We start from the raw sequence: 25,548 nt of genomic DNA on the forward strand, positions 1-25,548 counted from the left end.
CCGACACGAGCGGACATTAGAGGATAGCCATGAAGTTTCTCTGCGCCGGCGGCGATCTGGCCGAAGCCGGCAGTCGCGGTTTCGAAATCGAAGGCAAAAAGCTGTTTGCCGTACGTCGGGGTGGCCAAGTCTTTGTCTATTTCAATCGCTGCCCGCACCGGGGTGTCGGGCTGGAATGGCAGCCTGACCAGTTTCTCGACCCGAGCAACAGCCTGATCCAGTGCGCCACCCATGGCGCACTGTTTCTGATCGAGAACGGCGAATGCGTTGCCGGCCCCTGCGCCGGGCAGTCGCTGACGGCGATTGAATGCCGGGAAGACACACAAGGCGTATGGGTCGACGTTTAACCGTTGAGCAAGACATCGAGTCGGCGGTCGATGACCATTTCTTCATGGTCCAGGCGCACGCCATATGCCAACACCTCGACACCGCAGGCGACCGCCTCACGCAGCGCCTCGGCGTAAGCCCAGTCGATCTCCTCCGCCGGGCGCACCGCATCGATGCCGGTGAGGTTCACACAGTACAACTGCACTGCCCGGATACCGTCGCGCGCCAGATGCGCAAGCTCACGCAGGTGCTTGGCGCCGCGCTGGGTCACCGCATCGGGAAACGCCGCCACCGCCGTACCGTCGAAGCCCAACGTGACGCTTTTCACTTCGACATACGCCGGGCCACTGGGGTATTCGAGGCGGAAGTCGATGCGGCTTTTTTCCTGTCCGTAGGCAACCTCACGCTTCAACGCGGTAAATCCGTTCAACTCGGTGATCACGCCAGCCTGCAAGGCTTCTTCGACCAAACCGTTGGCGCGCCCGGTGTTGACGCAAAACAGCCGGCCCTGCGGGGTTTCGCCAATTTCCCAAGTGCCGGGCAATTTGCGTTTCGGGTCATTTGAGCGACTGAACCAGACCTGCCCGCCCTCGACCTGGCAATTGAGCATCGAGCCGGTGTTGGGGCAGTGAATGGTCAGCAATTCGCCGCTAACGGTTTCGATATCGGCGAGAAACCGCTTGTATCGGCGAATCAGCCGCGCTTCTTCCAGAGCAGGATAAAAGCGCATCAGCCTTGCCAGCTCTTCAAACCACGGGCGATACGCTCCACCGCTTCCTGCAAACGTGCGAGGTTTTGTGTGTAAGCGAAGCGCACGTGATGGCTGGCCTGATAACGACCGAAATCCAGTCCTGGCGTAAAGGCAACGTGCTCGGTTTCGAGGAAATGTCGGCAGAATGCGAAGGCATCACCGCCGAAACGGCTGATATCGGCGTACAGATAAAACGCGCCTTCCGGCTCAACGGCGATGTTGAAACCGAGTTCACGCAGCGCCGGCAGGAGGAAGTCGCGACGGCGCGCAAACTCGGCGCGGCGTTCTTCGAGAATCGCAATGGTGGCCGGCTCGAAACAGGCCAGCGCCGCGTACTGCGCCATGCTCGGCGCGCTGATGTAGAGGTTCTGCGCAAGCTTTTCCAATTCGCTGACCGCCGCGTCTGGCGCCACGAGCCAGCCCAGGCGCCAACCGGTCATACCGAAATACTTGGAGAAACTGTTGAGGACAAAAGCGCCGTCATCGACTTCCAGCACACTGGCAGCATCAGTGCCGTAGGTCAGGCCGTGGTAGATCTCATCCACCACCAAATGCCCGTGCCTGGCCTTGATCGCTGTGGATAATCCGCCCAGTTCATCGCGGGTCAGCAAAGTGCCCGTCGGGTTGGCCGGCGAAGCGACAAGAGCGCCGACACTGTCGTGATCCCAATGCCGCTCGACCAGATCCGGGGTCAGTTGATAACGCACCTCCGGCCCGACCGGCACCAATTGCGCCGCGCCTTCGACCAGCCGCAAGAAATGCCGGTTGCACGGGTAGCCCGGGTCGGCGAGCAGCCAGTGTTTACCCGGATCGACCAACAGGGCACTGGCCAGCAACAGCGCGCCGGAGCCGCCCGGCGTGATCAGAATCCGCCGTGGATCGATATTCAGGCCGTAACGCGAATGGTAGAAACCGGCGATCGCCTCGCGCAGTTCGGGAATGCCACGGGCGGCGGTGTAACGGGTCTTGCCGGCAGTCAACGCAGCTTGTCCGGCGCGAATGATCGGCTCGGCGGTGGTGAAGTCCGGCTCGCCGATTTCCAGATGGATCACGTCGTGGCCTTCGGCCTGCAATTCATTGGCCCGCGCCAGCAGCGCCATCACATGGAACGGTTCGATCGCACGACTGCGCGCACTGTAGGGGCCCATTGGAATGCCTTCGACGGAAAAAAGAGACGATTCTACCTGTCTGCCGGAACGAGCGAGAACCCGTGAAGGTCACAGCCTCAAGAACGCTGGACTGTAACGATCTGAACGTACGCTCCAGGATTGACTAAAATCAGTGATTGAACAGGTCTCCATTCCCACAGACACGGCTTGTCAGACATCTGCAAGCGCCACCCGCCGGGGGCTCGACATCCGGGAGTAGCGCAGGCTGATTTGATCTGGTAAGTTCGCCCGCTTGCAGCCGCAGGGCCGGCAGGTGTCGGTGATGGAGCAATCCTGCGCAATGGATTACAAGAGTAGAGGCGGTCTATTTCATGTCCACCCAAGCAAAGCAACAACAGAAAGACACGATCAGCGGCTTCGAACCTTACGTTTCGAAGGCGGGTGAAGAGTACATGGGCGCTCCTATGCGCGCGCACTTCACCAAGATCCTGAACAAGTGGAAACTGGACTTGATGCAGGAAGTCGACCGCACGGTTGATCACATGAAAGACGAAGCGGCCAATTTCCCTGACCCGGCCGACCGTGCCAGCCAGGAAGAAGAGTTCGCCCTCGAACTGCGTGCCCGCGATCGCGAGCGCAAGCTGATCAAGAAAATCGACAAGACCCTGCAACTGATCGAAGACGAAGAGTACGGCTGGTGCGAGTCCTGCGGCATCGAGATCGGCGTCAAGCGCCTCGAAGCCCGCCCGACAGCGGATCTGTGCATCGACTGCAAGACCCTGGCGGAAATCAAGGAAAAGCAGGTCGGCAAGTAATCTCGACCTGAACGAAAAACGGAGCGTGCGAACGCTCCGTTTTTGTTTGTGCCTTTTGCCCGCGGAACCTGCTTCTGCCTCTGTGGGAGCGAGCCTGCTCGCGAAAGCGCCCCTTCAGACAGCTCATTATTGACTGACACAGCGCTTTCGCGAGCAGGCTCGCTCCCACAGAGGTAACCTGCTCAAATTCTGAATAGCCTTTATCGCCTCCATGACTGCCAAATCCCCCGCCTACATCGGCCGCTTCGCCCCCACCCCCAGTGGTCACCTGCACTTCGGTTCGCTGGTCGCTGCGTTGGCCTCCTACCTTGATGCCCGCTCCGTCGGTGGACGCTGGCTGGTGCGCATGGAAGATCTCGACCCGCCGCGCGAGGAGCCCGGTGCGCAAGCGGCGATTCTCAAGGCGCTGGAAAGCTACGGCTTCGAATGGGACGGCGAAATGGTCCGCCAGAGCGATCGACATGCGGCTTATGCCGAAGTGCTCGATAGCCTGTTCAACCATGGTCTGGCCTACGCCTGCACCTGCTCGCGCAAACGACTGGAGCCCTATCACGGGATTTATCCGGGGTTTTGCCGCAATGCCGGGCATGATCAGCACGACGCCGCGATCCGCCTGCGCGTGCCGGAGCTGGAATACCACTTTATTGATCGCGTGCAGGGCGAATACCGCCAGCACCTGGGCCGCGATGTCGGCGACTTCGTCATCCGTCGGCGCGATGGTCTCTACGCCTATCAACTCGCGGTGGTGCTCGATGACGCCTGGCAAGGCATCACCGACATTGTGCGTGGCGCCGATCTGCTCGATTCGACGCCGCGTCAGCTGTACCTGCAAGAACTGCTCGGCCTGAAACAGCCGCGCTATCTGCACCTGCCGCTGATCACCCAGCCGGACGGCAACAAACTCGGCAAGTCCTACCGCTCGCCGCCGCTTGAAGCCGATCAGGCCACGCCATTGCTGCTGCGGGCCTTGCGCGCACTGGGGCAGAACCCCGGCACCGAACTGGCTCACGCTTCGCCGCGTGAACTGCTGGCCTGGGGCTGTGCGCACTGGGATGCCGACAGGATCCCGCGCACACTGACCTTGCCTGAAGCGCAACTGCAATGACGACACTTGCAGTCGCGCCCCCATCCGTTACCATCGCCGCACGTTTTCGGGCACGCGCATAAAAAAGAGAGGCCGGGATGTACATCTATCGCTTGGTCCTGCTTCTGGTCGTCGGGATCTACCTGTTCTCCCCCGCCATCATGGATTGGTGGATCGACGCGACGGGCGCCTGGTATCGCCCTTATCTGCTCTGGCTGATCCTGATTGTCGTGACCTTCATCCTGCAGAGCCAAAAAGATGCCGATGAGCTTTAGCCTGACCCAGATGATCCTGATCAGCGCCGCGTACCTGGCGGCGCTGTTCGGCGTTGCCTGGGTCAGCGAACGGGGCATGATCCCGCGCGCGATCATTCGCCACCCGTTGACCTACACCCTGTCGCTGGGGGTTTACGCCAGTGCCTGGGCGTTCTACGGCACGGTGGGCCTGGCCTATCAGTACGGTTACGGCTTTCTGTCGAGTTATCTGGGCGTATCCGGCGCGTTTCTGCTGGCGCCGGTGCTGCTTTATCCGATCCTGAAGATCACCCGCACCTATCAACTGTCGTCGCTGGCCGACCTGTTTGCCTTCCGCTTTCGCAGCACCTGGGCCGGTGCGCTGACCACGATTTTCATGCTGATCGGCGTGCTGCCATTGCTGGCCCTGCAGATCCAGGCCGTGGCCGACTCGATCGGTATCCTCACCGGCGAACGTGTCCAGAGTCGCGTGGCGCTGGCGTTCTGCGCGCTGATCATCCTGTTCACGATTTTCTTCGGTTCCCGGCACATCGCCACGCGCGAGAAACATGAAGGGCTGGTGTTCGCGATTGCCTTTGAATCGATCATCAAACTGATCGCCCTCGGCGGCGTTGGCCTGTACGCGCTGTATGGCGTGTTCGACGGCCCGCAACAGCTCGAACTGTGGCTGCTGCAAAACCAGACCGCCCTCGCCGCCCTGCACACGCCGTTGCAGGAAGGCCCGTGGCGCACGCTGCTGCTGGTGTTCTTCGCCTCGGCGATCGTGATGCCGCACATGTACCACATGACGTTTACGGAAAACCTCAACCCGCGCTCGCTGGTCAGCGCCAGTTGGGGCCTGCCGCTGTTTCTGCTGCTGATGAGTCTCGCCGTACCGCTGATTCTCTGGGCCGGTCTGAAACTCGGCGCCACCACCGACCCGGAATATTTCACCCTTGGCATCGGCATTGCCGCCAACAGCAAACCGCTGGCCTTGCTTGCCTACGTTGGCGGTCTGTCCGCCGCCAGTGGCCTGATCATCGTCACCACCTTGGCCTTGTCGGGCATGGCGCTGAACCATCTGGTGCTGCCGCTCTATCAGCCGCCGGCCGAGGGCAATATCTACCGCTGGCTGAAATGGACCCGTCGAGCGCTGATCGTAGCGATCATCATGGCCGGCTTCGGCTTCTACCTGATGCTCGGCGTCGAGCAGGATCTGGCCAACCTCGGCATCGTCGCGTTCGTTGCGACCCTGCAATTTCTGCCCGGGGTGTTGTCGGTGCTGTACTGGCCGACCGCCAACCGGCGCGGTTTTATTGCCGGTCTGCTGGCGGGGATCACGGTCTGGGTGGTGACCATGCTGCTGCCGCTGGTCGGCAATCTGCAGGGTTTCTATATCCCGCTGTTGAACATGATCTACGTGCTCGACGACACCAGTTGGCACATGGCAGCCATCGCCTCGCTGGCGGCCAACGTGCTGATGTTCACTTTGATCTCGCTGTTTACCAACGCCAGCCCGGAAGAAGCCAGCGCCGCCGAAGCCTGTGCGGTGGATAACGTGCGCCGCCCGCAACGCCGCGAACTGCACGCCGCCTCGCCGCAGGAGTTCGCCACGCAGTTGGCCAAGCCGCTGGGTGCCAAGGCTGCGCAGAAAGAAGTCGAGCAAGCGCTGCGCGACTTGTATCTGCCCTTCGATGAACGTCGGCCGTATGCCTTGCGCCGGTTGCGCGACCGCATTGAGGCCAACCTGTCCGGCCTGATGGGCCCGAGCGTTGCGCAGGATATGGTGGAAACCTTCCTGCCCTATAAGGCTGGCGGCGAAAACTACGTCACCGAAGACATCCACTTCATTGAAAGCCGGCTCGAGGATTACCATTCGCGCCTCACCGGCCTGGCCGCTGAGCTCGACGCCCTGCGCCGCTACCACCGCCAGACCTTGCAGGAACTGCCGATGGGCGTCTGCTCGCTGGCCAAGGATCAGGAGATCCTGATGTGGAACAAGGCCATGGAAGAGCTGACCGGCATCGCCGCGCAACGGGTGGTCGGTTCGCGCCTGAGCACCATCGCCAATCCGTGGAAAGAATTGCTGCAAGGTTTTATCAATCTGCCCGACGAGCATTTGCACAAACAGCACCTGGCGCTGGATGGTCAGACTCGCTGGCTGAACCTGCATAAAGCGGCAATCGACGAGCCGTTGGCCCCGGGTAACAGTGGCCTGGTGTTACTGGTCGAGGATCTGACCGAAACGCAGATGCTCGAAGATAAACTGGTGCATTCCGAACGGCTGGCCAGCATCGGCCGACTCGCAGCAGGTGTGGCCCACGAAATCGGCAACCCGATCACCGGCATCGCCTGTCTGGCGCAGAACCTGCGCGAGGAGCGCGAAGATGACGGCGAATTGACGGAAATCAGCGGGCAGATTCTCGAGCAGACCAAACGCGTTTCGCGCATCGTCCAGTCGCTGATGAGCTTCGCCCATGCCGGCAGCCATCAGCACAGCGACGAACCAGTGTGTCTGGCCGAAGTCGCGCAGGACGCCATCGGCCTGCTGGCGCTGAACCGGCGCAATTTCGAAGTGCAGTTCTACAACCTGTGCGATCCCGACCATTGGGTCGAAGGCGACCCGCAACGGCTTGCCCAGGTGCTGATCAATCTGCTCTCCAACGCCCGCGACGCCTCGCCGCCGCACAGTGCGGTACGGGTCAAGAGCGAAGCCGGCGAACACACGGTCGATCTGATCGTCGAAGACGAAGGCAGTGGCATTCCGTCGAGCATCATGGACCGATTGTTCGAACCTTTCTTCACCACCAAGGACCCGGGTGAAGGCACCGGTCTGGGCCTTGCACTGGTCTATTCCATCGTTGAAGAGCATTATGGACAAATCACCATCGACAGCCCGGCTGATGTACAAAGCCAACGCGGCACCCGTATCCGGGTGACCTTACCGCGTCATGTCGAAGCGACGTCCGCTGTGAACTGAGACCGTCGAGAGTATCGAATCAATGCCGCACATTTTGATCGTCGAAGACGAAACCATTATCCGCTCCGCCTTGCGCCGCCTGCTGGAACGCAACCAGTACCAGGTCAGCGAAGCCGGATCAGTGCAGGAAGCACAAGAACGCTTCACCATTCCTACGTTCGATCTGATCGTCAGCGACCTGCGCCTGCCGGGCGCTCCGGGCACCGAACTGATCAAGCTCGGCCAGGGCACACCGGTGCTGATCATGACCAGTTACGCCAGCCTGCGTTCGGCGGTCGACTCGATGAAAATGGGCGCGGTCGATTACATCGCCAAGCCGTTCGACCACGATGAAATGCTTCAGGCGGTTGCGCGGATCCTGCGCGATCGCCAGTCGGCGCCGGCTGCCGGCGAAGCCACGGCGAGCAAGCCTGCCGCTGGCAATGGCAAAGCCGCTGTGGATAACAGCAATGGTGAAATTGGCATCATCGGTTCGTGCCCACCGATGCAGGACCTGTACAGCAAGATCCGCAAGGTCGCGCCAACCGACTCCAACGTGTTGATTCAGGGTGAGTCCGGTACCGGTAAAGAACTGGTGGCCCGCGCCCTGCACAATCTATCGAAACGCGCCAAGGCGCCGATGATCTCGGTGAACTGCGCGGCGATTCCGGAAAGCCTCATTGAGTCGGAACTGTTCGGCCACGAGAAAGGCGCGTTCACCGGCGCCAGCGCCGGGCGTGCCGGTCTGGTCGAAGCGGCGGACGGCGGCACCTTGTTCCTCGATGAAATCGGCGAACTGCCCCTCGAAGCCCAGGCTCGCTTGCTGCGGGTCTTGCAGGAGGGCGAGATTCGCCGGGTCGGTTCGGTGCAGTCGCAGAAAGTCGACGTGCGCCTGATCGCTGCAACTCACCGCGATCTGAAGAGCCTGGCGAAAATTGGCCAGTTCCGTGAAGACCTTTATTACCGTCTGCACGTGATTGCCCTGAAGCTGCCACCGCTGCGCGAGCGTGGTGCCGACGTCAACGAAATCGCCAATGCCTTCCTCGCTCGCCAGAGCGCACGGATCAATCGCACCGACCTGAAATTCGCCGCCGATGCCGAACAGGCGATCCGGCACTATTCCTGGCCTGGTAACGTCCGTGAACTGGAGAACGCGGTTGAGCGCGCGGTGATTCTCAGCGAAAGCCCGGAGATTTCGGCCGACCTGCTGGGCATCGACATCGAGCTGAGCGATCTGGAAGACGACGAGTTCATCGGTCTGCCGCCGCAAACCGGCGGTAACGCCAGCAACAGCAGCCATGAGCCGACCGAGGACCTGTCGCTGGAAGACTATTTCCAGCACTTCGTCCTCGAGCACCAGGACCACATGACCGAGACCGAGCTGGCGCGCAAACTCGGCGTCAGCCGTAAATGCCTGTGGGAACGCCGCCAGCGTCTGGGCATTCCACGGCGCAAGACCGGGGTTGCCAGCGAGAGCTGAGCGTTACCCACCGCGTGCGCGGGTAACGCATGACAATGTGAAAAAACTGTTACCGCAGTCGATTCACGTAACAGAAGCCGGGGTTATCGGTAACGAAACCCCGGCTTTTTTTCGCCCCTGCAAAACGGTTATATCGACCTGCCCCCTTGTTTTGCTGGGCCTGGCAAAAGTTGGCACGCACCCTGCTATATGTTTGGTACAAGAACAATAACAAGCAATGCACAAGACAATAAAAATAAGACGAATCGACTCACGCACAATAAAAACAAGACGGCGAGAGGCGCAGCTAACTGATTCTTTTGGAGAGGCGTTGTATTTGGGGCTTGCCCCACGACCAGGCCGAGAACAACAAAAACTGTCCTAAGACAGAGCCTGTACTGGTTGGATCGAGAGATCACTGCAATTCAGCGACCAAAGCAATCCGTTTGCTCTTGGCTCCCGATTGGGAGGGTCACGAAGGAAACACTTCGTGGCGAGGGCACTCAACAAAAACAAGAAGCCCGAATCAATAATAAAAAGAGCACGCAACTACTTCTTGGGGAGCTTCGGCTCCCCTTGTAGTTTCTCCCTTCCGTGAAATCTCCCCGTTTTCCCTCGTTCAACCCTTGCAGCTTGCGGCTTGCAGCTCATATCTGCCGCGTCCTACACCATCCCCCGACTAAATGCTAGAATCTGCGCCCATCATGCGGTCATTCTTTTGGTATGGCCGAACATTCCTTCAAACAGTGCATCCCATGCTGAAGAAGCTGTTCCAGTCATTCCGAACTCCCGTGCGTCGTACGCAACACATCCGCAGCACCCCTGAAGTGCTCAACAGCGGCCAACATTCGCTGCAGAAAACGCAGTTCAGCCGCTATGCGGTGAATATCGTCGAACGCCTGCAAGGTGCCGGTTACCAGGCTTATCTGGTCGGTGGTTGCGTGCGTGACATGCTGCTGGGCATCACGCCCAAGGACTTCGACGTCGCCACCAGTGCCACCCCCGAGCAGGTGCGTGCCGAATTCCGCAATGCGCGGATCATCGGTCGCCGGTTCAAGCTGGTGCACATCCATTTCGGTCGCGAAATCATTGAAGTCGCGACCTTCCGCGCCAATCACCCGGTCAACGAAGACGAGGAAGACAGCAACCAGTCTTCGCGCAACGAGAGCGGGCGCATTCTGCGCGACAACGTCTACGGCACTCTGGAAGAAGACGCGCAACGTCGCGACTTCACCATCAACGCCCTGTATTACGATCCGGTCAGTGAGCGCATTCTCGATTACGCCAACGGCGTGCACGACATCCGCAATCACCTGATCCGCCTGATCGGCGACCCGAAGCAGCGTTACCAGGAAGACCCGGTGCGCATGCTGCGGGCCGTGCGTTTCGCCGCCAAGCTCAACTTCGGCATCGAGAAGCACACCGTGCAGCCGATCCGCGAACTGGCGCCGATGCTGCGCGAGATTCCCTCGGCGCGGCTGTTCGAAGAAGTGCTCAAGCTGTTCCTCTCCGGGCACGGCGCGATCACCTTTGAAATGCTGGTCGACCTGCAACTGTTCGCCCCGCTGTTCCCGGCCAGTGCCGAGGCGCTGGAATACAACCCGGAATACACCCACACGCTGATCAGCGAAGCACTGACCAACACCGACCTGCGCATCAAGCAGAGCAAACCGGTGACCCCGGCGTTCCTCTTTGCTGCCCTGCTCTGGCCTGCGCTGCCAGCCCGCGTGTTGCGTCTGCAGGAACGAGGCATGCCGCCGATTCCGGCGATGCAGGAAGCCGCTCACGAGCTGATCGCCGAACAGTGCCAGCGCATCGCGATTCCGAAGCGCTTCACCATGCCGATCCGCGAAATCTGGGACATGCAGGAACGCCTGCCGCGGCGCAGTGGCAAACGCGCCGATCTGCTGCTGGACAACCCGCGCTTCCGTGCCGGTTACGATTTCCTGCTGCTGCGTGAAAGCGCCGGCGAGGAGACCGATGGCCTCGGCGAATGGTGGACCGATTATCAGGACGCCAACGACAGCGAGCGCCGCGACATGATCCGCGACCTCAGCGGCAAGGGTGACGATGCCAGCGGCGCGCCACGCAAACGTCGCCGCAGCGGCGGCTCCAAGCGCAAGCGCGCCGGCGCTTCGAGCGCGACGGGCGAGTAAGTCATGGAGCGCATCTACATCGGTCTGGGCAGCAACCTCGCTGACCCGGCCGGACAATTGCGCAGCGCCGTTGCGGCGCTGGCGCAATTGCCGCAGACTACCCTTTCCGGCGTCTCAGCCTTTTATCAAAGCGATTCGCTGTTGCCGGGCCAGCCGCGTTACACCAACGCCGTCGTCGCCCTCGACAGCTCGCTCGCACCGTTAGAGCTGCTCGACGCCTTGCAGGCAATCGAGAATGAGCAGGGCCGCGAGCGTCTGGAGCGTTGGGGGCCACGCACGCTGGATCTGGATATTCTGCTGTTCGGCGATCGTCTGATCGATGAGCCACGGCTGAAAGTCCCGCATTATCAGATTCAGGAGCGGGCCTTTGTGCTCTACCCCCTCGCTGAACTGGCGCCGCAAGACCTGCGGCTGACCGATGGCCGCGCCCTTTCCGACCTTCTGGCCGCCTGCCCGTTCGTCGGTCTTGAGCGCCTCTCCCAGCCCTGACAAAAATCTTCTGTGAAATGTGGTTGTGTGGCGAGGGGATTTATCCCCGTTGGACTGCGAAGCAGGCCCAAATCTGACCAAGCTGTATACAACATGGGGCCGCTCCGCGACCCAACGGGGATAAATCCCCTCGCTACAGGTCACCTGCCAATCTCCAGTTTTTGTCAGACAAAAATCCCCCGAATCAGGCCCGCAGCGCCGCTGAATCGCATCAGTAACGGCGGTAACACCGCCCGCGTAACAATGCGGTAACACACGCAATTGACTTCCGGTTGGCTCATCACGACTATAGGCGTCCCGCTGCCGCCAACCCGGCATGAACGGGCGCAATCCAGGCTTTTCAAAGCACGACACAAGACCGTGCGCCTGAGTAGATGAAGAATCACGCGCGTGACTCGCAGCAGTTTCCAGAGCGCCTGAACGAGGATTTTTTACATGCCAGCCATCACCCTGACCACGCTCCAGAGCCTCAAGCAGAAAGGTGAAAAGATCACCATGCTGACCTGCTATGACGCGACCTTCGCCCACGCCTGCAACGAGGCCGGTGTCGAAGTGCTGCTGGTCGGCGACTCCCTCGGTATGGTTCTGCAGGGTCATGACAGCACCCTGCCAGTGACCACGGCGGAAATGGCCTACCACGTCGCCAGCGTCAAGCGTGGCAATGGTGATGCCCTGATCCTCGCCGACCTGCCGTTCATGGCCAATGCCACCCTCGAACAGACCATGACCAACAGCGCCATGCTGATGCAGGCCGGTGCGCACATGGTCAAGGTCGAAGGTCAACTGTGGCTGGCGGAGTCGATCCGCTTGCTCGCCGAGCGCGGTGTGCCGGTGTGTGCGCACATGGGCCTGACCCCGCAAGCAGTGAACATTCTCGGCGGCTATAAAGTGCAGGGCCGCAACGAGAACCAGGCGCGGCAGATGCGAGCCGATGCGATCGCGCTGGAGCAGGCCGGTGCGGCCATGCTGTTGCTCGAGTGCGTACCGAGCGAACTGGCGGCGGAAATCAGCCAGGCCGTGGGCATTCCGGTGATCGGCATCGGCGCCGGCAACGCCACCGACGGTCAGGTGTTGGTATTGCACGACATGCTCGGCCTGTCGATCACCGGCCGCGTCCCCAAATTCGTCAAGAACTTCATGCAGGGTCAGGACAGCATCCAGTCCGCGCTGAAGGCTTACGTCAGCGAAGTCAAAGCCACCACGTTCCCCGGCATCGAACACGGATTCTCTGCATGAACACCGTCAAAACCGTACGCGAACTACGCGCCGCCGTCGCCCGCGCGCGCAGTGAAGGCAAGCGCATCGGCTTCGTGCCGACCATGGGCAACCTGCACAGCGGCCACGTCGCATTGATCACCAAGGCTACGCAGCGAGTGGATTTCGTCGTCGCGAGTATTTTCGTCAATCCGCTGCAATTTGGCGCCGGCGAAGACCTCGACAAATACCCGCGCACCCTCGCCGCCGATCAGGAAAAACTTCTCGAAGCCGGTTGCGACCTGCTGTTCGCGCCGACGGTCGATGAGATGTACCCGGACGGCATGGCCGGACAAACCCGGGTCAGCGTGCCGCAATTGTCCGAAGGCCTCTGTGGCGCGAGCCGTCCGGGGCACTTCGAAGGTGTGGCGACGGTGGTCAGCAAGCTGTTCAACATGGTCCAGCCGGATCTGGCGATCTTCGGCCAGAAGGATTACCAGCAACTGGCGGTGATCCGCGCACTGGTGCACGACCTGAACATGCCGATCCAGATCATCGGCGAGCCGACCGTGCGTGCGGCGGACGGCCTGGCGTTGTCGTCGCGCAACGGCTTCCTCAATGAAGACCAGCGCGCCGTGGCACCAGTGGTGTATCGCGTGCTGAGCAGCATTGCCGAAGCGATCAAGCAAGGTGAGCGTGATTACCCGGCGCTGATCGCTGCACAGTTGCAGGTGCTGGAAGCGGCGGGTCTGCGTCCGGATTATCTGGAAATCCGTCATGGTCTGACCTTGCGTCCGGCGACGGCGGAAGACCGCGATCTGGTGATTCTGGCGGCAGCGTTCCTCGGCACCACGCGGTTGATCGACAACCTGCACCTGAATCTCGATAGCCCGATTTAAGCAGCAACGAATGTCCCTGTGGGAGCGAGCCTGCTCGCGAAGACGGTGTATCAGCGACTTATAAGTTGCCTGACACCACGGCTTCGCGAGCAGGCTCGCTCCCACAGGTGTTTTCGGTGCTTGCCGGTTGGGCGAAACTCTTCCGGGCACCTCCGTTTGTCGGGCAAATCCCCGTTCGGATGTTAAAAAAGTACAGGGATCTGGTCAGACAAAGTCAAGACAGAAAGCAGCGCGAGGTTTACTGTATTCGCCCTGTGTCCAGATATCGTGTCGACGCAGTTGATCCCATGCGCTAAAAGGGCATGGCTGATCTGCACCGTGTTCAAAAGGCCGTTCAAGTAAAAAGGAAAACCGCAGCGATGGCGTACTACCGCACTCCTCACGACGTTACCGCTCTGCCCGCCTGGCAAGCGTTGAAAGATCACCGCCAAGCCATGCAGGATTTCAGCATGCGCGAAGCCTTCAACGCCGATCCGCAGCGTTTCAATCAGTTCACCCTCAGCAGCTGCGGCCTGTTTCTCGATTATTCGAAGAATTTGATCAACGCCGAGACCCGCAACCTGCTGGTGGGTCTGGCCAACGAAGTCGATCTGAAGGGCGCGATCAAAGCGCTGTTCGACGGCGAAATCGTCAACGCCTCCGAAGGCCGCCCGGCACTGCACACCGCCCTGCGCCGCCCGGTCGGCGACAAGTTGTCGGTCAACGGCGTCAACGTGATGCCGGAAGTGCACAAGGTCTTGAACCAGATCACCGATCTGGTCGGCCGCATTCACGACGGACTGTGGCGTGGTTACACCGAGAAGCCGATCACCGACGTGGTCAACATCGGCATCGGTGGTTCGTTCCTCGGCCCGGAGCTGGTGTCCGAAGCGCTGCTGTCCTATGCGCAGAAAGGCGTGCGTTGCCATTACCTGGCGAACATTGACGGCAGTGAATTCCACGAGCTGACGCAGAAACTGCGCGCCGAGACCACGCTGTTCATCGTTTCGTCGAAGTCGTTCAACACCCTCGAAACCCTGAAGAATGCTCAGGCCGCACGCGCCTGGTACCTGGCGCAGGGCGGTTCGGAAGCCGAGCTCTATCGCCACTTCATCGCGGTTTCGAGCAACAACGCCGCTGCGGTGGCCTTCGGTATCCGTGAAGAAAACATCTTCCCGATGTGGGATTGGGTCGGCGGCCGTTATTCGCTGTGGTCGGCGATCGGTTTGCCGATCGCCCTGGCCATCGGCATGTCCAACTTCAAGGAACTGCTGTCTGGTGCCTACACCATGGACCAGCATTTCCAGACCGCGCCGTTCGAACAGAACATGCCAGTGCTGCTGGCTCTGCTCGGCGTGTGGTACGGCAATTTCTGGGGCGCGCAAAGCCACGCGATCCTGCCGTACGACCACTACCTGCGCAACATCACCAAGCACTTGCAACAACTGGACATGGAATCCAACGGCAAGAGCGTGCGTCAGGACGGCACCTCGGTGTCGACCGATACCGGCCCGGTGATCTGGGGCGGCGTCGGCTGCAACGGTCAGCACGCTTACCACCAGTTGCTGCACCAGGGCACCCAGCTGATTCCGGCTGACTTCATCGTGCCGATCGTCAGCTTCAACCCGGTCTCCGACCACCACCAGTGGCTGTACGCCAACTGCCTGTCGCAGAGCCAGGCGCTGATGCTCGGCAAGACCCTGCCGGAAGCCGAAGCCGAACTGCGCGACAAAGGCATGGGCGAAGACGACGTGCGCAAACTGGCGCCGCACAAGGTGATCCCGGGCAATCGTCCGAGCAACACTCTGGTAGTCGAACGCATCAGCCCGCGTCGCCTCGGCGCGCTGGTTGCCATGTATGAGCACAAAGTGTTCGTGCAAAGCGTGGTCTGGGGCATCAACGCCTTCGACCAGTGGGGTGTGGAACTGGGCAAGGAATTGGGCAAAGGCGTCTACAACCGCCTGGTCGGCAGCGACGAGACCGTGGCTGACGATGCCTCGACTCAGGGCCTGATCAACTACTTCCGCGGGCGTCATCGCGGCTGATCAAAGCCTCCGGGCATAACGCTGTTTCCCTGTGGGAGCGAGCCTGCTCGCGAAAGCGGTTCTTCATTCAACACCTTCGTTGACTGAGACACCGTATTCGCGAGCAGGCTCGCTCCCACAGTTGTTTTGGCACATGACTTGAACCTGTGCAGCGCTCGGCGCATCTTTATTCGTGTCGCACCACAAGAATAAGGAACCGTCATGTTCGATATCAGCACGTTCCCCAAAGCCGATGCCGTGCGCCAGGCCGCTCAGTTGAGCCAGGACGAGTATCGGCGCCTGTACCGCGAATCGATTGAACACCCCAGCGCCTTCTGGGCCGAGCAGGCAACGCGCTTCCTCGATTGGAGCACGCCGTGGCAGACCGTGCAGCGCTATGACCTGAAAACCGGTGAAGCGGTCTGGTTTGCCGGCGGCAAGCTCAACGTCAGCTACAACTGCATCGACCGCCACCTTGAACAACGCGGCGAACAGACCGCCCTGCTCTGGGAGGGCGACGACCCAGCCGAATCGGCGCAGATCACTTATAACAAACTCCATCACCACGTCTGCCGTCTGGCCAACGTGCTGAAAAGCCGTGGCGTGAAGAAAGGCGATCGGGTGTGCATCTACATGCCGATGATCCCCGAAGCCGCCTACGCCATGCTCGCCTGCGCGCGAATCGGCGCGATTCACTCGGTAGTGTTCGGCGGATTTTCCCCGGATTCCCTGCGCGACCGCATCCTCGACGCCGACTGCCGTACCGTGATCACCGCCGATGAAGGCGTGCGCGGCGGCCGCTTCGTGTCACTGAAAAACAACGTCGACAAAGCCCTGCAAAGTTGCCCGAACGTCAGCACCGTGGTGGTGGTCGAGCGTACGCAGGGCCAGGTCGACTGGGTCGAAGGCCGCGACCTCTGGTATCACCAGGCCGTACGCGAAGTCGACGACGATTGCCCGCCGGAACCGATGGACGCCGAAGACCCGCTGTTCATCCTCTACACATCCGGCAGCACCGGCAAACCCAAAGGCGTGCTGCACACCACCGGCGGCTACCTGCTGCAAGCAGCAATGACCTTCAAGTACGTGCTCGACTACCGCGACGGCGAAGTGTTCTGGTGCACCGCCGACGTCGGCTGGGTCACCGGCCACAGTTACATCGTCTATGGGCCGCTGGCCAACGGTGCGACCACACTGATGTTCGAAGGCGTGCCGAGCTACCCGAGCAGTTCGCGCTTCTGGCAGGTTATCGACAAGCACAAGGTCAACATTTTCTACACCGCCCCCACCGCCCTGCGCGCGTTGATGCGCGAAGGCGCCGAACCATTGAAGGAAACGTCGCGCGCCAGCCTCAGATTGCTCGGCAGCGTCGGTGAGCCGATCAACCCGGAAGCGTGGGAATGGTATTTCAATGCCGTCGGTGAACAGCGCTGCCCGATCGTCGACACCTGGTGGCAGACCGAAACCGGCGGCATCATGCTCAGCCCGCTGGTCAGCGCGCAACGGATCAAACCGGGCTGCGCGACGCAACCAATGTTTGGCGTGCAACCGGTGTTGCTCGACGAAGTCGGCAAGGAAATCAAAGGCGCCGGCAGCGGCGTGCTGGCGATCAAATCGAGCTGGCCGGCGCAGATCCGCAGCGTCTACGGCGATCCGCAGCGGATGATCGACACCTACTTCAAACCCTACCCCGGCTATTACTTCACCGGCGACGGCGCCCGCCGCGACGAGGACGGCGATTACTGGATCACCGGACGCATCGACGACGTGATCAACGTCTCCGGCCACCGCATCGGCACCGCCGAAGTGGAAAGCGCGCTGGTGCTGCATGACAGCATCGCCGAGGCCGCCGTGGTTGGTTATCCGCACGACGTCAAAGGCCAGGGCATCTACGCATTCGTCACGCCAATGAACGGCACCGAGGCCAACGAAGAGCTGAAGAAAGACCTGCTGGCACATGTCAGCAAGGAGATCGGCAGCTTCGCCAAACCGGACCTGATCCAGTGGGCGCCGGCGTTGCCAAAGACCCGTTCGGGCAAGATCATGCGGCGGATTTTGCGCAAGATTGCCTGCAATGAGCTCGACAGTCTGGGCGATACTTCGACGCTGGCTGATCCAAGTGTGGTGCAGGATCTGGTCGACAAGCGGCTCAATACTTGAGAGCTGCAAGTTTCTAGCTACAAGCTGCAAGCTAAAGCGGTCCGCGTGGCGTTTCGCTTTTAGCTTGCAGCTAGAAACTTGCCGCTTGTAGCTCCGCGACTGCTAAGCTTCGCGTTTTTTCAGCAAGGCGCCCGCATGTCTTCCTTGAATCAGGCGCTGCGCGCCGCCCTCGATCAACGCCAGGACCTGCTCGCTGTGCTGCACAGCCAGGGCACCGATTGTTATCGGCTGTTCCATGGCAGCCAGGAAGGCGCCGGCGGCCTGACCATCGACCGCTACGGCCCGCAATTGCTGGTGCAGAGTTTTCACCAGACACTCGAACGTGACGATCTGCTGCAACTGCATGCCATGGTCAACCAGACGCTGGGCTTCGACACCCTGCTGGTCTACAACGACCGCTCCCGTGGCAACTCGCGGATCGATCGTGAGGACAGCGTCTACAAGGCCAATGACGCTGCTTTGGCGGATCTGGTCGGGCATGAATGGGGCCTGAACTATCGCGTGCGCGGGCGCCATGCCGGGCAGGATCCGCTGCTGTTCCTCGACCTGCGCAACACGCGCGGCTGGGTCAAGGACCACACGCAAGGCAAAAGCGTGCTCAACCTGTTCGCTTACACCTGTGGTGTTGGCCTCAGTGCAGCGGCGGGCGGTGCGCGCGAGGTGTGCAACCTCGATTTTGCCGAGGGCAATCTCGCGGTCGGTCGCGAGAATGGTTTGCTCAACCCGCAGCTGCCGCCGATGCAATTCATTCAGTCCGATTACTTTCCGGCGATCCGTCAGCTCGCTGGCCTGCCCATCAGCCAGCGGCGCGGGCAGAAGCTGCCAAGCTATCAGCGCCTCGAACAGCGCCAATACGATCTGGTCCTGCTCGATCCGCCGGCTTGGGCCAAAAGCGCATTCGGCACCGTCGATCTGCTGCGCGATTATCAGAGCCTGCTCAAACCCGCGCTGCTGACCACCGCCGATGACGGCGTGCTGATCTGCTGCAACAACCTGGCGAAAGTCAGCATGGACGACTGGCGCGAACAAGTGCTGCGCTGCGCCGAAAAAGCCGGCCGCCCGGTACGCGAATGGAGCGTGATGCCCCCGGGCGCCGACTTCCCTTCGCTGGACCAGCAGCCACCGTTGAAGACGCTGATCTTGCAGCTGTGATCCCTCCGGCATGAGCGATTACATTCCCCTGTGGGAGCGAGCCTGCTCGCGAAAGCGCAGTGTCAGTCGACTTGTTTTTCACTGAACCACCGCATTCGCGAGCAGGCTCGCTCCCACAAGGGAGATCTGTTCCTACAGAAATTTCTGAACAATCCTGTCCCACATCAAGCACTTCGGAACCAGAATCGCGTGCCATACTCCAAGGCACTCCGATTCAGACAGATGAAGCCGCACATGCCCAAAGGATTGATTCGCGCGATTGGCGCACTGCTGACAGCCCTGGCCCTCTACAGCCTGCTGGGGTTTCTGATCCTGCCGGGCATTGCCTTGCGCGTGGCCAACCAGCAACTGGCCAACTACGCGACGGTGCCGGCGCATCTGCAGCGCATCGAACTGAACCCCTTCAGCCTTGAGGTCACCCTGTGGGGCCTGGTCATCGGCGAGCCGGGCAAGGAGCAGGTCGGCTTCGATCGCCTCTATGCCAACTTGCAAATCGACAGCCTGTGGACCAAAGCGCTGCATCTGTCCGACATCGAATTGGACAAACCCAAAAGCGAAATCCTCTTCGCCAAGGACGGCAAGCTCAACCTGCTTGGCCTGTTCAACGTGCCGCCGAGCGAGCCGACACCCGCCGATCCCGACGCCAAGCCATTCCCGCTGCGCATCGACAACATCAAACTGGCTGGCGGCGTGGTGCATTTCGAGGATGTACGCCCTAGCGAGCCAATCGAATTTCTTTACGACGATCTCAGTTTCGAGCTGAAAAACCTCAGCACCCTGCCCGAGGACAGCGCCGACATGACCCTTGTCGCGATCGGCCCCGCTGGCGGGCGGATCGACTGGACCGGCAATTTCAGCCTGATTCCCTTTACCTCCGAAGGCACCCTGAAAGTCACCGATGGCCAGATGAAATCCTTCTGGCCTTACGTGCGCGACGCAGTGCCGCTGGTGCTGGAAAACGGCGTTGTCAGCCTCAGCACAGACTACAAACTCAACCTGTCGAAACAGACCGAACTGTTGCTCAACAACGTCGCGGTGAGCATTGCGCCGTTCGCCATCAAGGCTCCAGACGGACGTCCGCTGGCCAGGCTCGAACGCCTCGACGTCAGCGAAACCTCGCTGGACCTGGCCAAGCAGCAAGTGGTGGTCGGCAAGGTCCGCAGCAACAAGCTGGAAACCTGGGCGGCGCTGGAAGCCGACGGCCAGTTGGACTGGCAGAAACTGTTCGCCAGCCAACCGTCGAAACCAGCGGCCAAAGCCGCTGCCGAACCGGTCGATGCACCGGCTGCCGCCGACTCGCCGAAACCTGAGCCAACCGCACCGAGCAAGCCATGGCAGGTGCTGGTCAAGGATGTGCAGCTGCGCAACTACACGGTCCATCTCGCCGACCGCTCGGCGCAACCGGCGGTGGCGCTGGATATCACTCCGCTGAACGTCGATCTGCAGGATTTCGACAGCCTCAACGGCTCGCCTTTCAAGCTCAAGCTCGACAGCGGCCTGGGCAAGCAAGGCAAGATCAGCGCCGACGGTACGGTCAACCTGGCCCCGGTCAACGCACAGCTCAACGTCAGAACCCAGGACATCGACCTGCGTGTCGCGCAGTCCTACATCAACCCGTTCATTCGTCTGGAACTGCGCAGCGGCATGCTCGGCAGCGACCTCAAGGTCAACCTGAAGAGCACTGAGCCACTGGCGCTCAGCGTCACCGGCCGCGCGCAGATCGATCAACTGCACACCCTCGATACGCTGAAGACCCGCGACTTCCTCAAATGGCAGCAAGTCGTGATCGACGGCATCAACTATCAGCACGGCGACAGCCTGTCGATCGACAAGGTCAACCTGTTGCAGCCGTATGTGCGCTTCATGATCAACGACGATCGCACTACCAACGTCGACGACCTGCTGATCCCGCAACCGGCCGACAGCGGTGCAAAAAGCACCGCAGCCAAACCGGCGGGCAAGGACAAACCGCTGGGCATTCACATCGGCGCGATTGCGATCAACGATGGTTCGGCCAACTTCGCCGACTTCAGTCTGACACCCAACTTCGCCACCGCCGTGCAACAGCTCAACGGCCAGATCGGCACCATCGACAGTCGTCAGGCGAAGCCGGCCAGCGTCGATATCAAAGGCAAAGTCGACCGTTATGCGCCGGTGACCATCAAGGGCGCGGTCAATCCGTTCGACCCGATGGCCAGCCTCGACATCGCCACCAGTTTCAAACGCGTCGAACTGACGACCCTGACGCCCTACTCCGGCAAATTCGCCGGATACCGCATCCGCAAGGGCCGGCTCAACCTTGACCTGCACTACCTGATCATCAAAGGACAATTGAAAGCCGAGAACAAAGTCGTCGTCGAGCAACTGCAACTGGGCGAGAAAGTCGACAGCCCCGATGCAGTCAGCCTGCCGCTGAAGCTGGCGATCGCCCTGCTCAAGGATGTCGACGGCAAGATCTCCATCGAATTGCCGGTCACCGGCGACTTGAACAATCCGCAGTTCAGCGTGATGCCGATCGTTTGGCAAACCCTGCGCAACCTGATCGTCAAAGCGGCCGCCGCGCCATTCAAAATGATCGGCGGGCTGGTTAGTGGCGGTGGCTCCGAAGACCTTGGCACGGTGTCCTTCGCGCCGGGTTCCAGCGACTTGAACAAAGACGCCGAAGCGGCGCTGGTAAAACTCTCGCAAGCGCTCAAGGAACGTCCGGCGCTGCGCCTGGAAATCGAAGGCACTGCCGCGAAGAGCAGCGATGGACCACTGCTGGCCGAGCAACGTCTGGAACGCGAATATCAGTACAACTACTACAAGATGCTCCAGCGCCGTGGCGATAAAGTCCCGGCCCAGGCCTCGCTGCTGCAAGTGCCCGAGAGCGAGAAAGGCGCGTTGCTCGAAGGCATCTACCGCACTCGCCTGAAAACCCAGCCACCGGCAGAATGGAAAGATCTGGGCAAGGAAGAACGCACGGCGAAAATGCGCCAGGGCGTGATCGCGTTCTGGAGCGGCAGCGATGTGCTGTTGCGCCAGTTGGGCCAGGATCGCGCCAGCACCATCAAGGATTATCTGGTCGACAAGGGCAAGCTTGAGGATGACCGGGTGTACTTCATCGATGCCAACCTTGGCGAGGCCGAAAGCGATGGCCGCGTGGTCACGCAAATGCACCTGGATGCCGAATGACCGTGCGTAACTGGCTGGCCGTGCTCGCGCTGACGTGCGCTGCTGGCCACGCGTCGGCCTCGGATACCTTGCGCTGCGGCAGCCAGTTGATCAGCCTTGGCGACCGCGCCAGCGAGGTGCTGCAAAAATGTGGCGAGCCGGTGAGCCGTGACGTGCTTGGCTACAAGCGCAGTGCCAATCGCCGCGAGGAGTTTCAGGTCGAGGAATGGACCTACGGCCCGAACAATGGCATGTACCAATATCTGCGCTTCGAAGGCAATCGCCTGCGGCAGATCAACAGCAAACGCGGTAACTGATCAACATATCGTCCCTCTGTAGGAGTGAGCCTGCTCGCGATGGCGGTCTGTCAGTCAACAATGAATCAACTGACAGACCGCCATCGCGAGCAGGCTCACTCCGACATTTGTTTTGTGTGAACCCTGAAATAGAACAGGCCCCGACACAAGTGCCGGGGCCTGTAATGGTCACATCCGTGTCACCGTTCGCATGAACTCTAAAGTTGCGGCAGACGTATTACTCGGCCCGTCTGTCGCGTCTTCTCCCGGTTCAGGCGAGAAGTCTTGCCTTACTCGGCTTTCAGGCCGTCAGCGGATACCGCTTTAACGCCTTTGATTTTCTTGGTGATGTTCACAGCGGTGGTTTTCTGAGCTTCGGTAACAGCTACGTCAGAAGACAGGGAAACTACGCCTTTGTTGGTTTCGACTTTGATGTCGGTGCCTGGAATACCTTTTTCGGTAACCAGATCGCTTTTCACTTTGGTGGTGATCCAGGTGTCGGAAGTAGCTTCTTTAGCCTTGGTAACTTCACCAGCAGCCAGAACCATTGGCGCTTGGGTAGCCTGAGCGGACTGGGCGAAAGCGCCACCAGCCATGGTCAGGGTCAGAGCGGTAGCAGCGGCAGTGATAGCGAACTTCTTCATACGAGTAACTCCTGTTTTTACTGGAAGTCTGCTGTAACGCTTGTCAGCAGGGTTACCGGAGTTATTGCGAACGCTGTGCCAACTTTTTCGTCCGCATAAAACCGTTTAAAAACAACATGTTATGAAAAACGCTAATTTTCATTTTCATGCAAAATGCATGACTCAACGCAATTTCGCATGCAAGTTGCGGTTTTTTGGAAAGTTCATAAGCTGCTGAAATTATTGGAGCTTTTGTGAAGCGATCGCAGATACAAAAATACCCCGCAATGCGGGGCATTCTGGTTATTCACCTTTGTGATTACGTACCGCTGGCCGTGCAACCGCGCGGAGAATAATCAGCGTTGACCGTCGTCGCACACGTCCAAACACCGGAGGTATTCCCCGTAGCCGCCCCGGAACGAGAAAGCGTAATGGTTTTACCTAACACCGGACCTGGTGCATTGAGCAGGGTGCAGGTAAGCGTTCCTTCGCCAGTCGCGGCTGTACCGGTAACTGCCAACGTACAGTTGGAAGTAGTAGTCGCACCATTAGCAACGTTGGCCAGAGTTGGAGCTGTGCCTTGATTGATCGTGTCCTCGAACGGCACTTTCAATGCACTAATCTCCGCCAGCCCCGCCGTCACCTTCGACCGCGCTTGATACTTCGAATACTGAGGCAAGGCGATAGTCGCCAGAATGCCGATGATCGCCACGACGATCAGCAGCTCGATCAATGTGAAACCTTGTTGTTTTTTCATAGACACGCTCCATGCATGAGTCGAAATCTCATGATCTGAACAAGGCTCAGCACAGCCCATGCCAACGCCTTTCAGACCCCGCCTGCTGGGCGCGCGCAATTTCCTGCGCCGTTTCCTACAACCCGCAACCGCACTATCTGACACTTTTTGTCACCTGCACCGGCCGTGTTTGGCGCTGCGACTTGACTAGGCTATAAGTCATGAACGGCAAGTGTGCGGAATCCCCATGAATGACATCGCTCTGAGCGGTCTGGCCAAGCAATTGGTCCAGGCCGAGTTGCTAACGGAAACAAGCGCCCGGCAATCCTGGGCACAGGCCCAGCGCAATCGCGTGTCGCTGGTGAATTATCTGGTGCACAACAAACTGGTCAACAGTCGACAGATCGCCGAGATCGCTTCGGAACACTTCGGCATGGCCCTGCTCGATCTCAACTGCCTCGACAAGGAGACCCAGCCCAAGGGGCTGGTCAGCGAAAAACTGGTTCGCCAGCATTGCGCCCTGCCCCTGTGGCGGCGCGGCAACAAACTGTTCGTAGGCCTATCCGACCCGAGCAATCAGCAGGCGATCAGCGACATCCAGTTCAGCACCGGCCTGAGCACCGAAGCGATTCTGGTCGAGGACGACAAGCTCAGCGACGCCATCGACAAGTTCTTCGACAGCCACGCCTCGGGTCTGGAAGACATGGCCGATGTCGATCTCGACGGGCTCGACGTCGAGTCCATCGATGACAGCAAACAGGACGTGATCGGCGGCCTCGATGCCGACGACGCCCCGGTCGTGCGTTTCGTGCACAAGATGCTGCTCGATGCGATCAAGAGCGGCTCCTCCGACCTGCATTTCGAACCCTACGAAAAAAACTATCGGGTGCGCATGCGCACCGACGGCATGCTGCGCGAGGTGGCCAAGCCGCCGATCCAGTTGGCCGGGCGCATTGCCGCTCGCCTGAAGGTGATGGCTAGTCTGGATATTTCCGAACGGCGCAAACCGCAGGACGGGCGGATCAAGATGCGCCTGTCGAAAAGCAAATCCATCGATTTCCGCGTCAACACCCTGCCGACCCTGTGGGGCGAAAAAGTGGTGATCCGGATTCTCGACCCGTCCAGTGCGCAAATGGGCATCGACGCCTTGGGTTACGAGGTAGAACAAAAGGCCTTGTACCTCGCCGCGCTGAAACAGCCGCAAGGAATGATTCTGGTCACCGGCCCCACCGGCTCCGGTAAAACCGTGTCGCTGTACACCGGGCTGAACATTCTCAACACCGTCGACATCAACATTTCCACCGCCGAAGATCCGGTGGAAATCAACATGGAAGGCATCAACCAGGTCAACGTCAATCCCCGCCAGGGGCTGGACTTTGCCCAGGCGCTGCGTTCGTTTCTGCGTCAGGACCCGGACGTGATCATGGTCGGTGAGATCCGCGACCTGGAAACCGCCGAGATCGCGATCAAGGCTGCGCAGACCGGCCACCTGGTGCTGTCGACCCTGCATACCAACAGCGCGGCGGAAACCCTCACGCGCCTGCACAACATGGGCATTCCCGGTTTCAACATTGCCACCTCGGTCAGCCTGATCATCGCCCAGCGCCTGGCGCGCAAATTGTGCGCACACTGCAAGCGGCCGCTGGAGATCCCGCACGAAACCTTGCTCAAGGAAGGCTTTTCCGAGGAACGCATCGGTCATTTCACGATCTACGAGCCGGTCGGTTGCGATCATTGCAATGGCGGTTACAAAGGACGCGTGGGGATTTATGAAGTGGTGAAGAACACACCGGACCTGCAACGGCTGATCATGGCCGAAGGCAATTCGCTGGAAATCGACATCCAGATGCGTCGCGACGGCTTCGCCGATCTGCGCACTTCCGGGCTGCACAAGGCCATGCAAGGCATCACCAGCCTTGAGGAAATCAACCGGGTCACCAAGGATTGAAC

General features: G+C 60.2%; 20 protein-coding genes. 16 read left to right on the forward strand and 4 right to left on the reverse strand.

The features are described from left to right. Positions 1-29: 29 nt before the first annotated feature. Entirely contained in the window at positions 30-347 is a 318-nt protein-coding gene (locus ACZ0AZ_RS04515; RefSeq protein ID WP_039761616.1) for a Rieske (2Fe-2S) protein, read from the forward strand. Here the strand turns inward: ACZ0AZ_RS04515 and sfsA are convergent. Both sfsA and ACZ0AZ_RS04525 read right to left on the reverse strand, forming a co-directional pair. Then, positions 344-1,057 carry a DNA/RNA nuclease SfsA gene (gene sfsA, locus ACZ0AZ_RS04520; protein ID WP_039761617.1) on the reverse strand — a complete coding sequence of 238 codons (714 nt, stop codon included), beginning with the start codon at positions 1,055-1,057 and terminating at the stop codon, positions 344-346. The genes ACZ0AZ_RS04515 and sfsA overlap by 4 nt on opposite strands. Then, positions 1,057-2,226, reverse strand: a complete 1,170-nt coding sequence (locus ACZ0AZ_RS04525; RefSeq protein ID WP_463537006.1) for a pyridoxal phosphate-dependent aminotransferase — start codon at positions 2,224-2,226, stop codon at positions 1,057-1,059. Before ACZ0AZ_RS04525 ends, sfsA begins: the two co-directional genes overlap by 1 nt. Before the next feature lie 332 nt (positions 2,227-2,558). On the opposite strand from ACZ0AZ_RS04525, the gene dksA reads away from it, so the two are divergent. The 14 genes from dksA (at position 2,559) to ACZ0AZ_RS04595 (ending at position 22,260) form a co-directional block, all read left to right on the forward strand. Then, positions 2,559-3,002 (forward strand): RNA polymerase-binding protein DksA, encoded by a 444-nt coding sequence (gene dksA / locus ACZ0AZ_RS04530; RefSeq protein WP_016773167.1) that lies wholly within the window; start codon positions 2,559-2,561, stop codon positions 3,000-3,002. Positions 3,003-3,213: 211 nt separating this feature from the next. After that, a complete protein-coding gene (gluQRS, locus tag ACZ0AZ_RS04535; RefSeq protein WP_039761620.1) occupies positions 3,214-4,107 on the forward strand; it encodes a tRNA glutamyl-Q(34) synthetase GluQRS in 894 nt (297 codons plus the stop codon). Between the two features lie 77 nt (positions 4,108-4,184). Then, the gene (locus ACZ0AZ_RS04540) at positions 4,185-4,361 is read left to right on the forward strand and encodes a hypothetical protein (protein WP_003176118.1); all 177 of its coding nucleotides are present in this window, start codon (positions 4,185-4,187) and stop codon (positions 4,359-4,361) included. Continuing rightward, on the forward strand, positions 4,345-7,299 hold the full coding sequence (locus tag ACZ0AZ_RS04545; RefSeq protein ID WP_161806084.1) for a sensor histidine kinase: 2,955 nt from the start codon (positions 4,345-4,347) through the stop codon (positions 7,297-7,299). Before ACZ0AZ_RS04540 ends, ACZ0AZ_RS04545 begins: the two co-directional genes overlap by 17 nt. 22 nt (positions 7,300-7,321) lie before the next feature. Continuing rightward, complete coding sequence (locus tag ACZ0AZ_RS04550) at positions 7,322-8,758, forward strand: sigma-54-dependent transcriptional regulator (RefSeq protein ID WP_039761623.1); 1,437 nt, start codon at positions 7,322-7,324, stop codon at positions 8,756-8,758. 734 nt (positions 8,759-9,492) lie between these two features. After that, the gene (locus ACZ0AZ_RS04555) at positions 9,493-10,893 is read left to right on the forward strand and encodes a polynucleotide adenylyltransferase PcnB (RefSeq protein WP_463537007.1); all 1,401 of its coding nucleotides are present in this window, start codon (positions 9,493-9,495) and stop codon (positions 10,891-10,893) included. A gap of 3 nt (positions 10,894-10,896) precedes the next feature. After that, entirely contained in the window at positions 10,897-11,382 is a 486-nt protein-coding gene (gene folK / locus ACZ0AZ_RS04560; RefSeq protein WP_463537008.1) for a 2-amino-4-hydroxy-6-hydroxymethyldihydropteridine diphosphokinase, read from the forward strand. A gap of 435 nt (positions 11,383-11,817) precedes the next feature. Continuing rightward, positions 11,818-12,618 carry a 3-methyl-2-oxobutanoate hydroxymethyltransferase gene (gene panB, locus ACZ0AZ_RS04565; RefSeq protein ID WP_016773162.1) on the forward strand — a complete coding sequence of 267 codons (801 nt, stop codon included), beginning with the start codon at positions 11,818-11,820 and terminating at the stop codon, positions 12,616-12,618. Further along, complete coding sequence (gene panC, locus ACZ0AZ_RS04570; RefSeq protein WP_039761627.1) at positions 12,615-13,475, forward strand: pantoate--beta-alanine ligase; 861 nt, start codon at positions 12,615-12,617, stop codon at positions 13,473-13,475. Before panB ends, panC begins: the two co-directional genes overlap by 4 nt. A 359-nt stretch (positions 13,476-13,834) precedes the next feature. Continuing rightward, a complete protein-coding gene (gene pgi / locus ACZ0AZ_RS04575; RefSeq protein ID WP_016773160.1) occupies positions 13,835-15,499 on the forward strand; it encodes a glucose-6-phosphate isomerase in 1,665 nt (554 codons plus the stop codon). Between the two features lie 201 nt (positions 15,500-15,700). After that, positions 15,701-17,638, forward strand: coding sequence for an acetate--CoA ligase (gene acs / locus ACZ0AZ_RS04580; protein WP_039761628.1), 1,938 nt, complete (start codon positions 15,701-15,703; stop codon positions 17,636-17,638). Positions 17,639-17,773: 135 nt separating this feature from the next. Continuing rightward, on the forward strand, positions 17,774-18,790 hold the full coding sequence (locus ACZ0AZ_RS04585) for a class I SAM-dependent rRNA methyltransferase (protein ID WP_415761409.1): 1,017 nt from the start codon (positions 17,774-17,776) through the stop codon (positions 18,788-18,790). A gap of 222 nt (positions 18,791-19,012) precedes the next feature. Continuing rightward, positions 19,013-21,964, forward strand: coding sequence for a DUF748 domain-containing protein (locus ACZ0AZ_RS04590; RefSeq protein ID WP_463537009.1), 2,952 nt, complete (start codon positions 19,013-19,015; stop codon positions 21,962-21,964). Beyond that, positions 21,961-22,260 (forward strand): DUF2845 domain-containing protein, encoded by a 300-nt coding sequence (locus ACZ0AZ_RS04595; protein ID WP_039761633.1) that lies wholly within the window; start codon positions 21,961-21,963, stop codon positions 22,258-22,260. The genes ACZ0AZ_RS04590 and ACZ0AZ_RS04595 overlap by 4 nt, the downstream gene beginning before the upstream one ends. A gap of 269 nt (positions 22,261-22,529) precedes the next feature. On the opposite strand, the gene ACZ0AZ_RS04600 is transcribed toward ACZ0AZ_RS04595, so the two are convergent. After that, the gene (locus ACZ0AZ_RS04600; protein WP_039761635.1) at positions 22,530-22,883 is read right to left on the reverse strand and encodes a BON domain-containing protein; all 354 of its coding nucleotides are present in this window, start codon (positions 22,881-22,883) and stop codon (positions 22,530-22,532) included. A 298-nt stretch (positions 22,884-23,181) separates the two neighbouring features. Then, positions 23,182-23,619, reverse strand: a complete 438-nt coding sequence (locus tag ACZ0AZ_RS04605) for a pilin (RefSeq protein ID WP_039761637.1) — start codon at positions 23,617-23,619, stop codon at positions 23,182-23,184. Positions 23,620-23,845: 226 nt separating this feature from the next. Here ACZ0AZ_RS04605 and pilB point away from each other — a divergent pair, with 226 nt between their 5' ends. Further along, entirely contained in the window at positions 23,846-25,546 is a 1,701-nt protein-coding gene (gene pilB, locus ACZ0AZ_RS04610; RefSeq protein WP_039761639.1) for a type IV-A pilus assembly ATPase PilB, read from the forward strand. The last annotated feature ends 2 nt before the right edge of the window (positions 25,547-25,548 follow it).

It is taken from the genome of Pseudomonas sp. AC239, assembly GCF_979258545.1.

Coding starts and splice junctions, on each gene's coding strand:
- ACZ0AZ_RS04515 (WP_039761616.1), top strand. CDS start 30: ATGAAGTTTCTCTGCGCCGGCGGCGATCTGGCCGAAGCCGGCAGTCGC.
- sfsA (WP_039761617.1), bottom strand. CDS start 1,057: ATGCGCTTTTATCCTGCTCTGGAAGAAGCGCGGCTGATTCGCCGATAC.
- ACZ0AZ_RS04525 (WP_463537006.1), bottom strand. CDS start 2,226: ATGGGCCCCTACAGTGCGCGCAGTCGTGCGATCGAACCGTTCCATGTG.
- dksA (WP_016773167.1), top strand. CDS start 2,559: ATGTCCACCCAAGCAAAGCAACAACAGAAAGACACGATCAGCGGCTTC.
- gluQRS (WP_039761620.1), top strand. CDS start 3,214: ATGACTGCCAAATCCCCCGCCTACATCGGCCGCTTCGCCCCCACCCCC.
- ACZ0AZ_RS04540 (WP_003176118.1), top strand. CDS start 4,185: ATGTACATCTATCGCTTGGTCCTGCTTCTGGTCGTCGGGATCTACCTG.
- ACZ0AZ_RS04545 (WP_161806084.1), top strand. CDS start 4,345: ATGCCGATGAGCTTTAGCCTGACCCAGATGATCCTGATCAGCGCCGCG.
- ACZ0AZ_RS04550 (WP_039761623.1), top strand. CDS start 7,322: ATGCCGCACATTTTGATCGTCGAAGACGAAACCATTATCCGCTCCGCC.
- ACZ0AZ_RS04555 (WP_463537007.1), top strand. CDS start 9,493: ATGCTGAAGAAGCTGTTCCAGTCATTCCGAACTCCCGTGCGTCGTACG.
- folK (WP_463537008.1), top strand. CDS start 10,897: ATGGAGCGCATCTACATCGGTCTGGGCAGCAACCTCGCTGACCCGGCC.
- panB (WP_016773162.1), top strand. CDS start 11,818: ATGCCAGCCATCACCCTGACCACGCTCCAGAGCCTCAAGCAGAAAGGT.
- panC (WP_039761627.1), top strand. CDS start 12,615: ATGAACACCGTCAAAACCGTACGCGAACTACGCGCCGCCGTCGCCCGC.
- pgi (WP_016773160.1), top strand. CDS start 13,835: ATGGCGTACTACCGCACTCCTCACGACGTTACCGCTCTGCCCGCCTGG.
- acs (WP_039761628.1), top strand. CDS start 15,701: ATGTTCGATATCAGCACGTTCCCCAAAGCCGATGCCGTGCGCCAGGCC.
- ACZ0AZ_RS04585 (WP_415761409.1), top strand. CDS start 17,774: ATGTCTTCCTTGAATCAGGCGCTGCGCGCCGCCCTCGATCAACGCCAG.
- ACZ0AZ_RS04590 (WP_463537009.1), top strand. CDS start 19,013: ATGAAGCCGCACATGCCCAAAGGATTGATTCGCGCGATTGGCGCACTG.
- ACZ0AZ_RS04595 (WP_039761633.1), top strand. CDS start 21,961: ATGACCGTGCGTAACTGGCTGGCCGTGCTCGCGCTGACGTGCGCTGCT.
- ACZ0AZ_RS04600 (WP_039761635.1), bottom strand. CDS start 22,883: ATGAAGAAGTTCGCTATCACTGCCGCTGCTACCGCTCTGACCCTGACC.
- ACZ0AZ_RS04605 (WP_039761637.1), bottom strand. CDS start 23,619: ATGAAAAAACAACAAGGTTTCACATTGATCGAGCTGCTGATCGTCGTG.
- pilB (WP_039761639.1), top strand. CDS start 23,846: ATGAATGACATCGCTCTGAGCGGTCTGGCCAAGCAATTGGTCCAGGCC.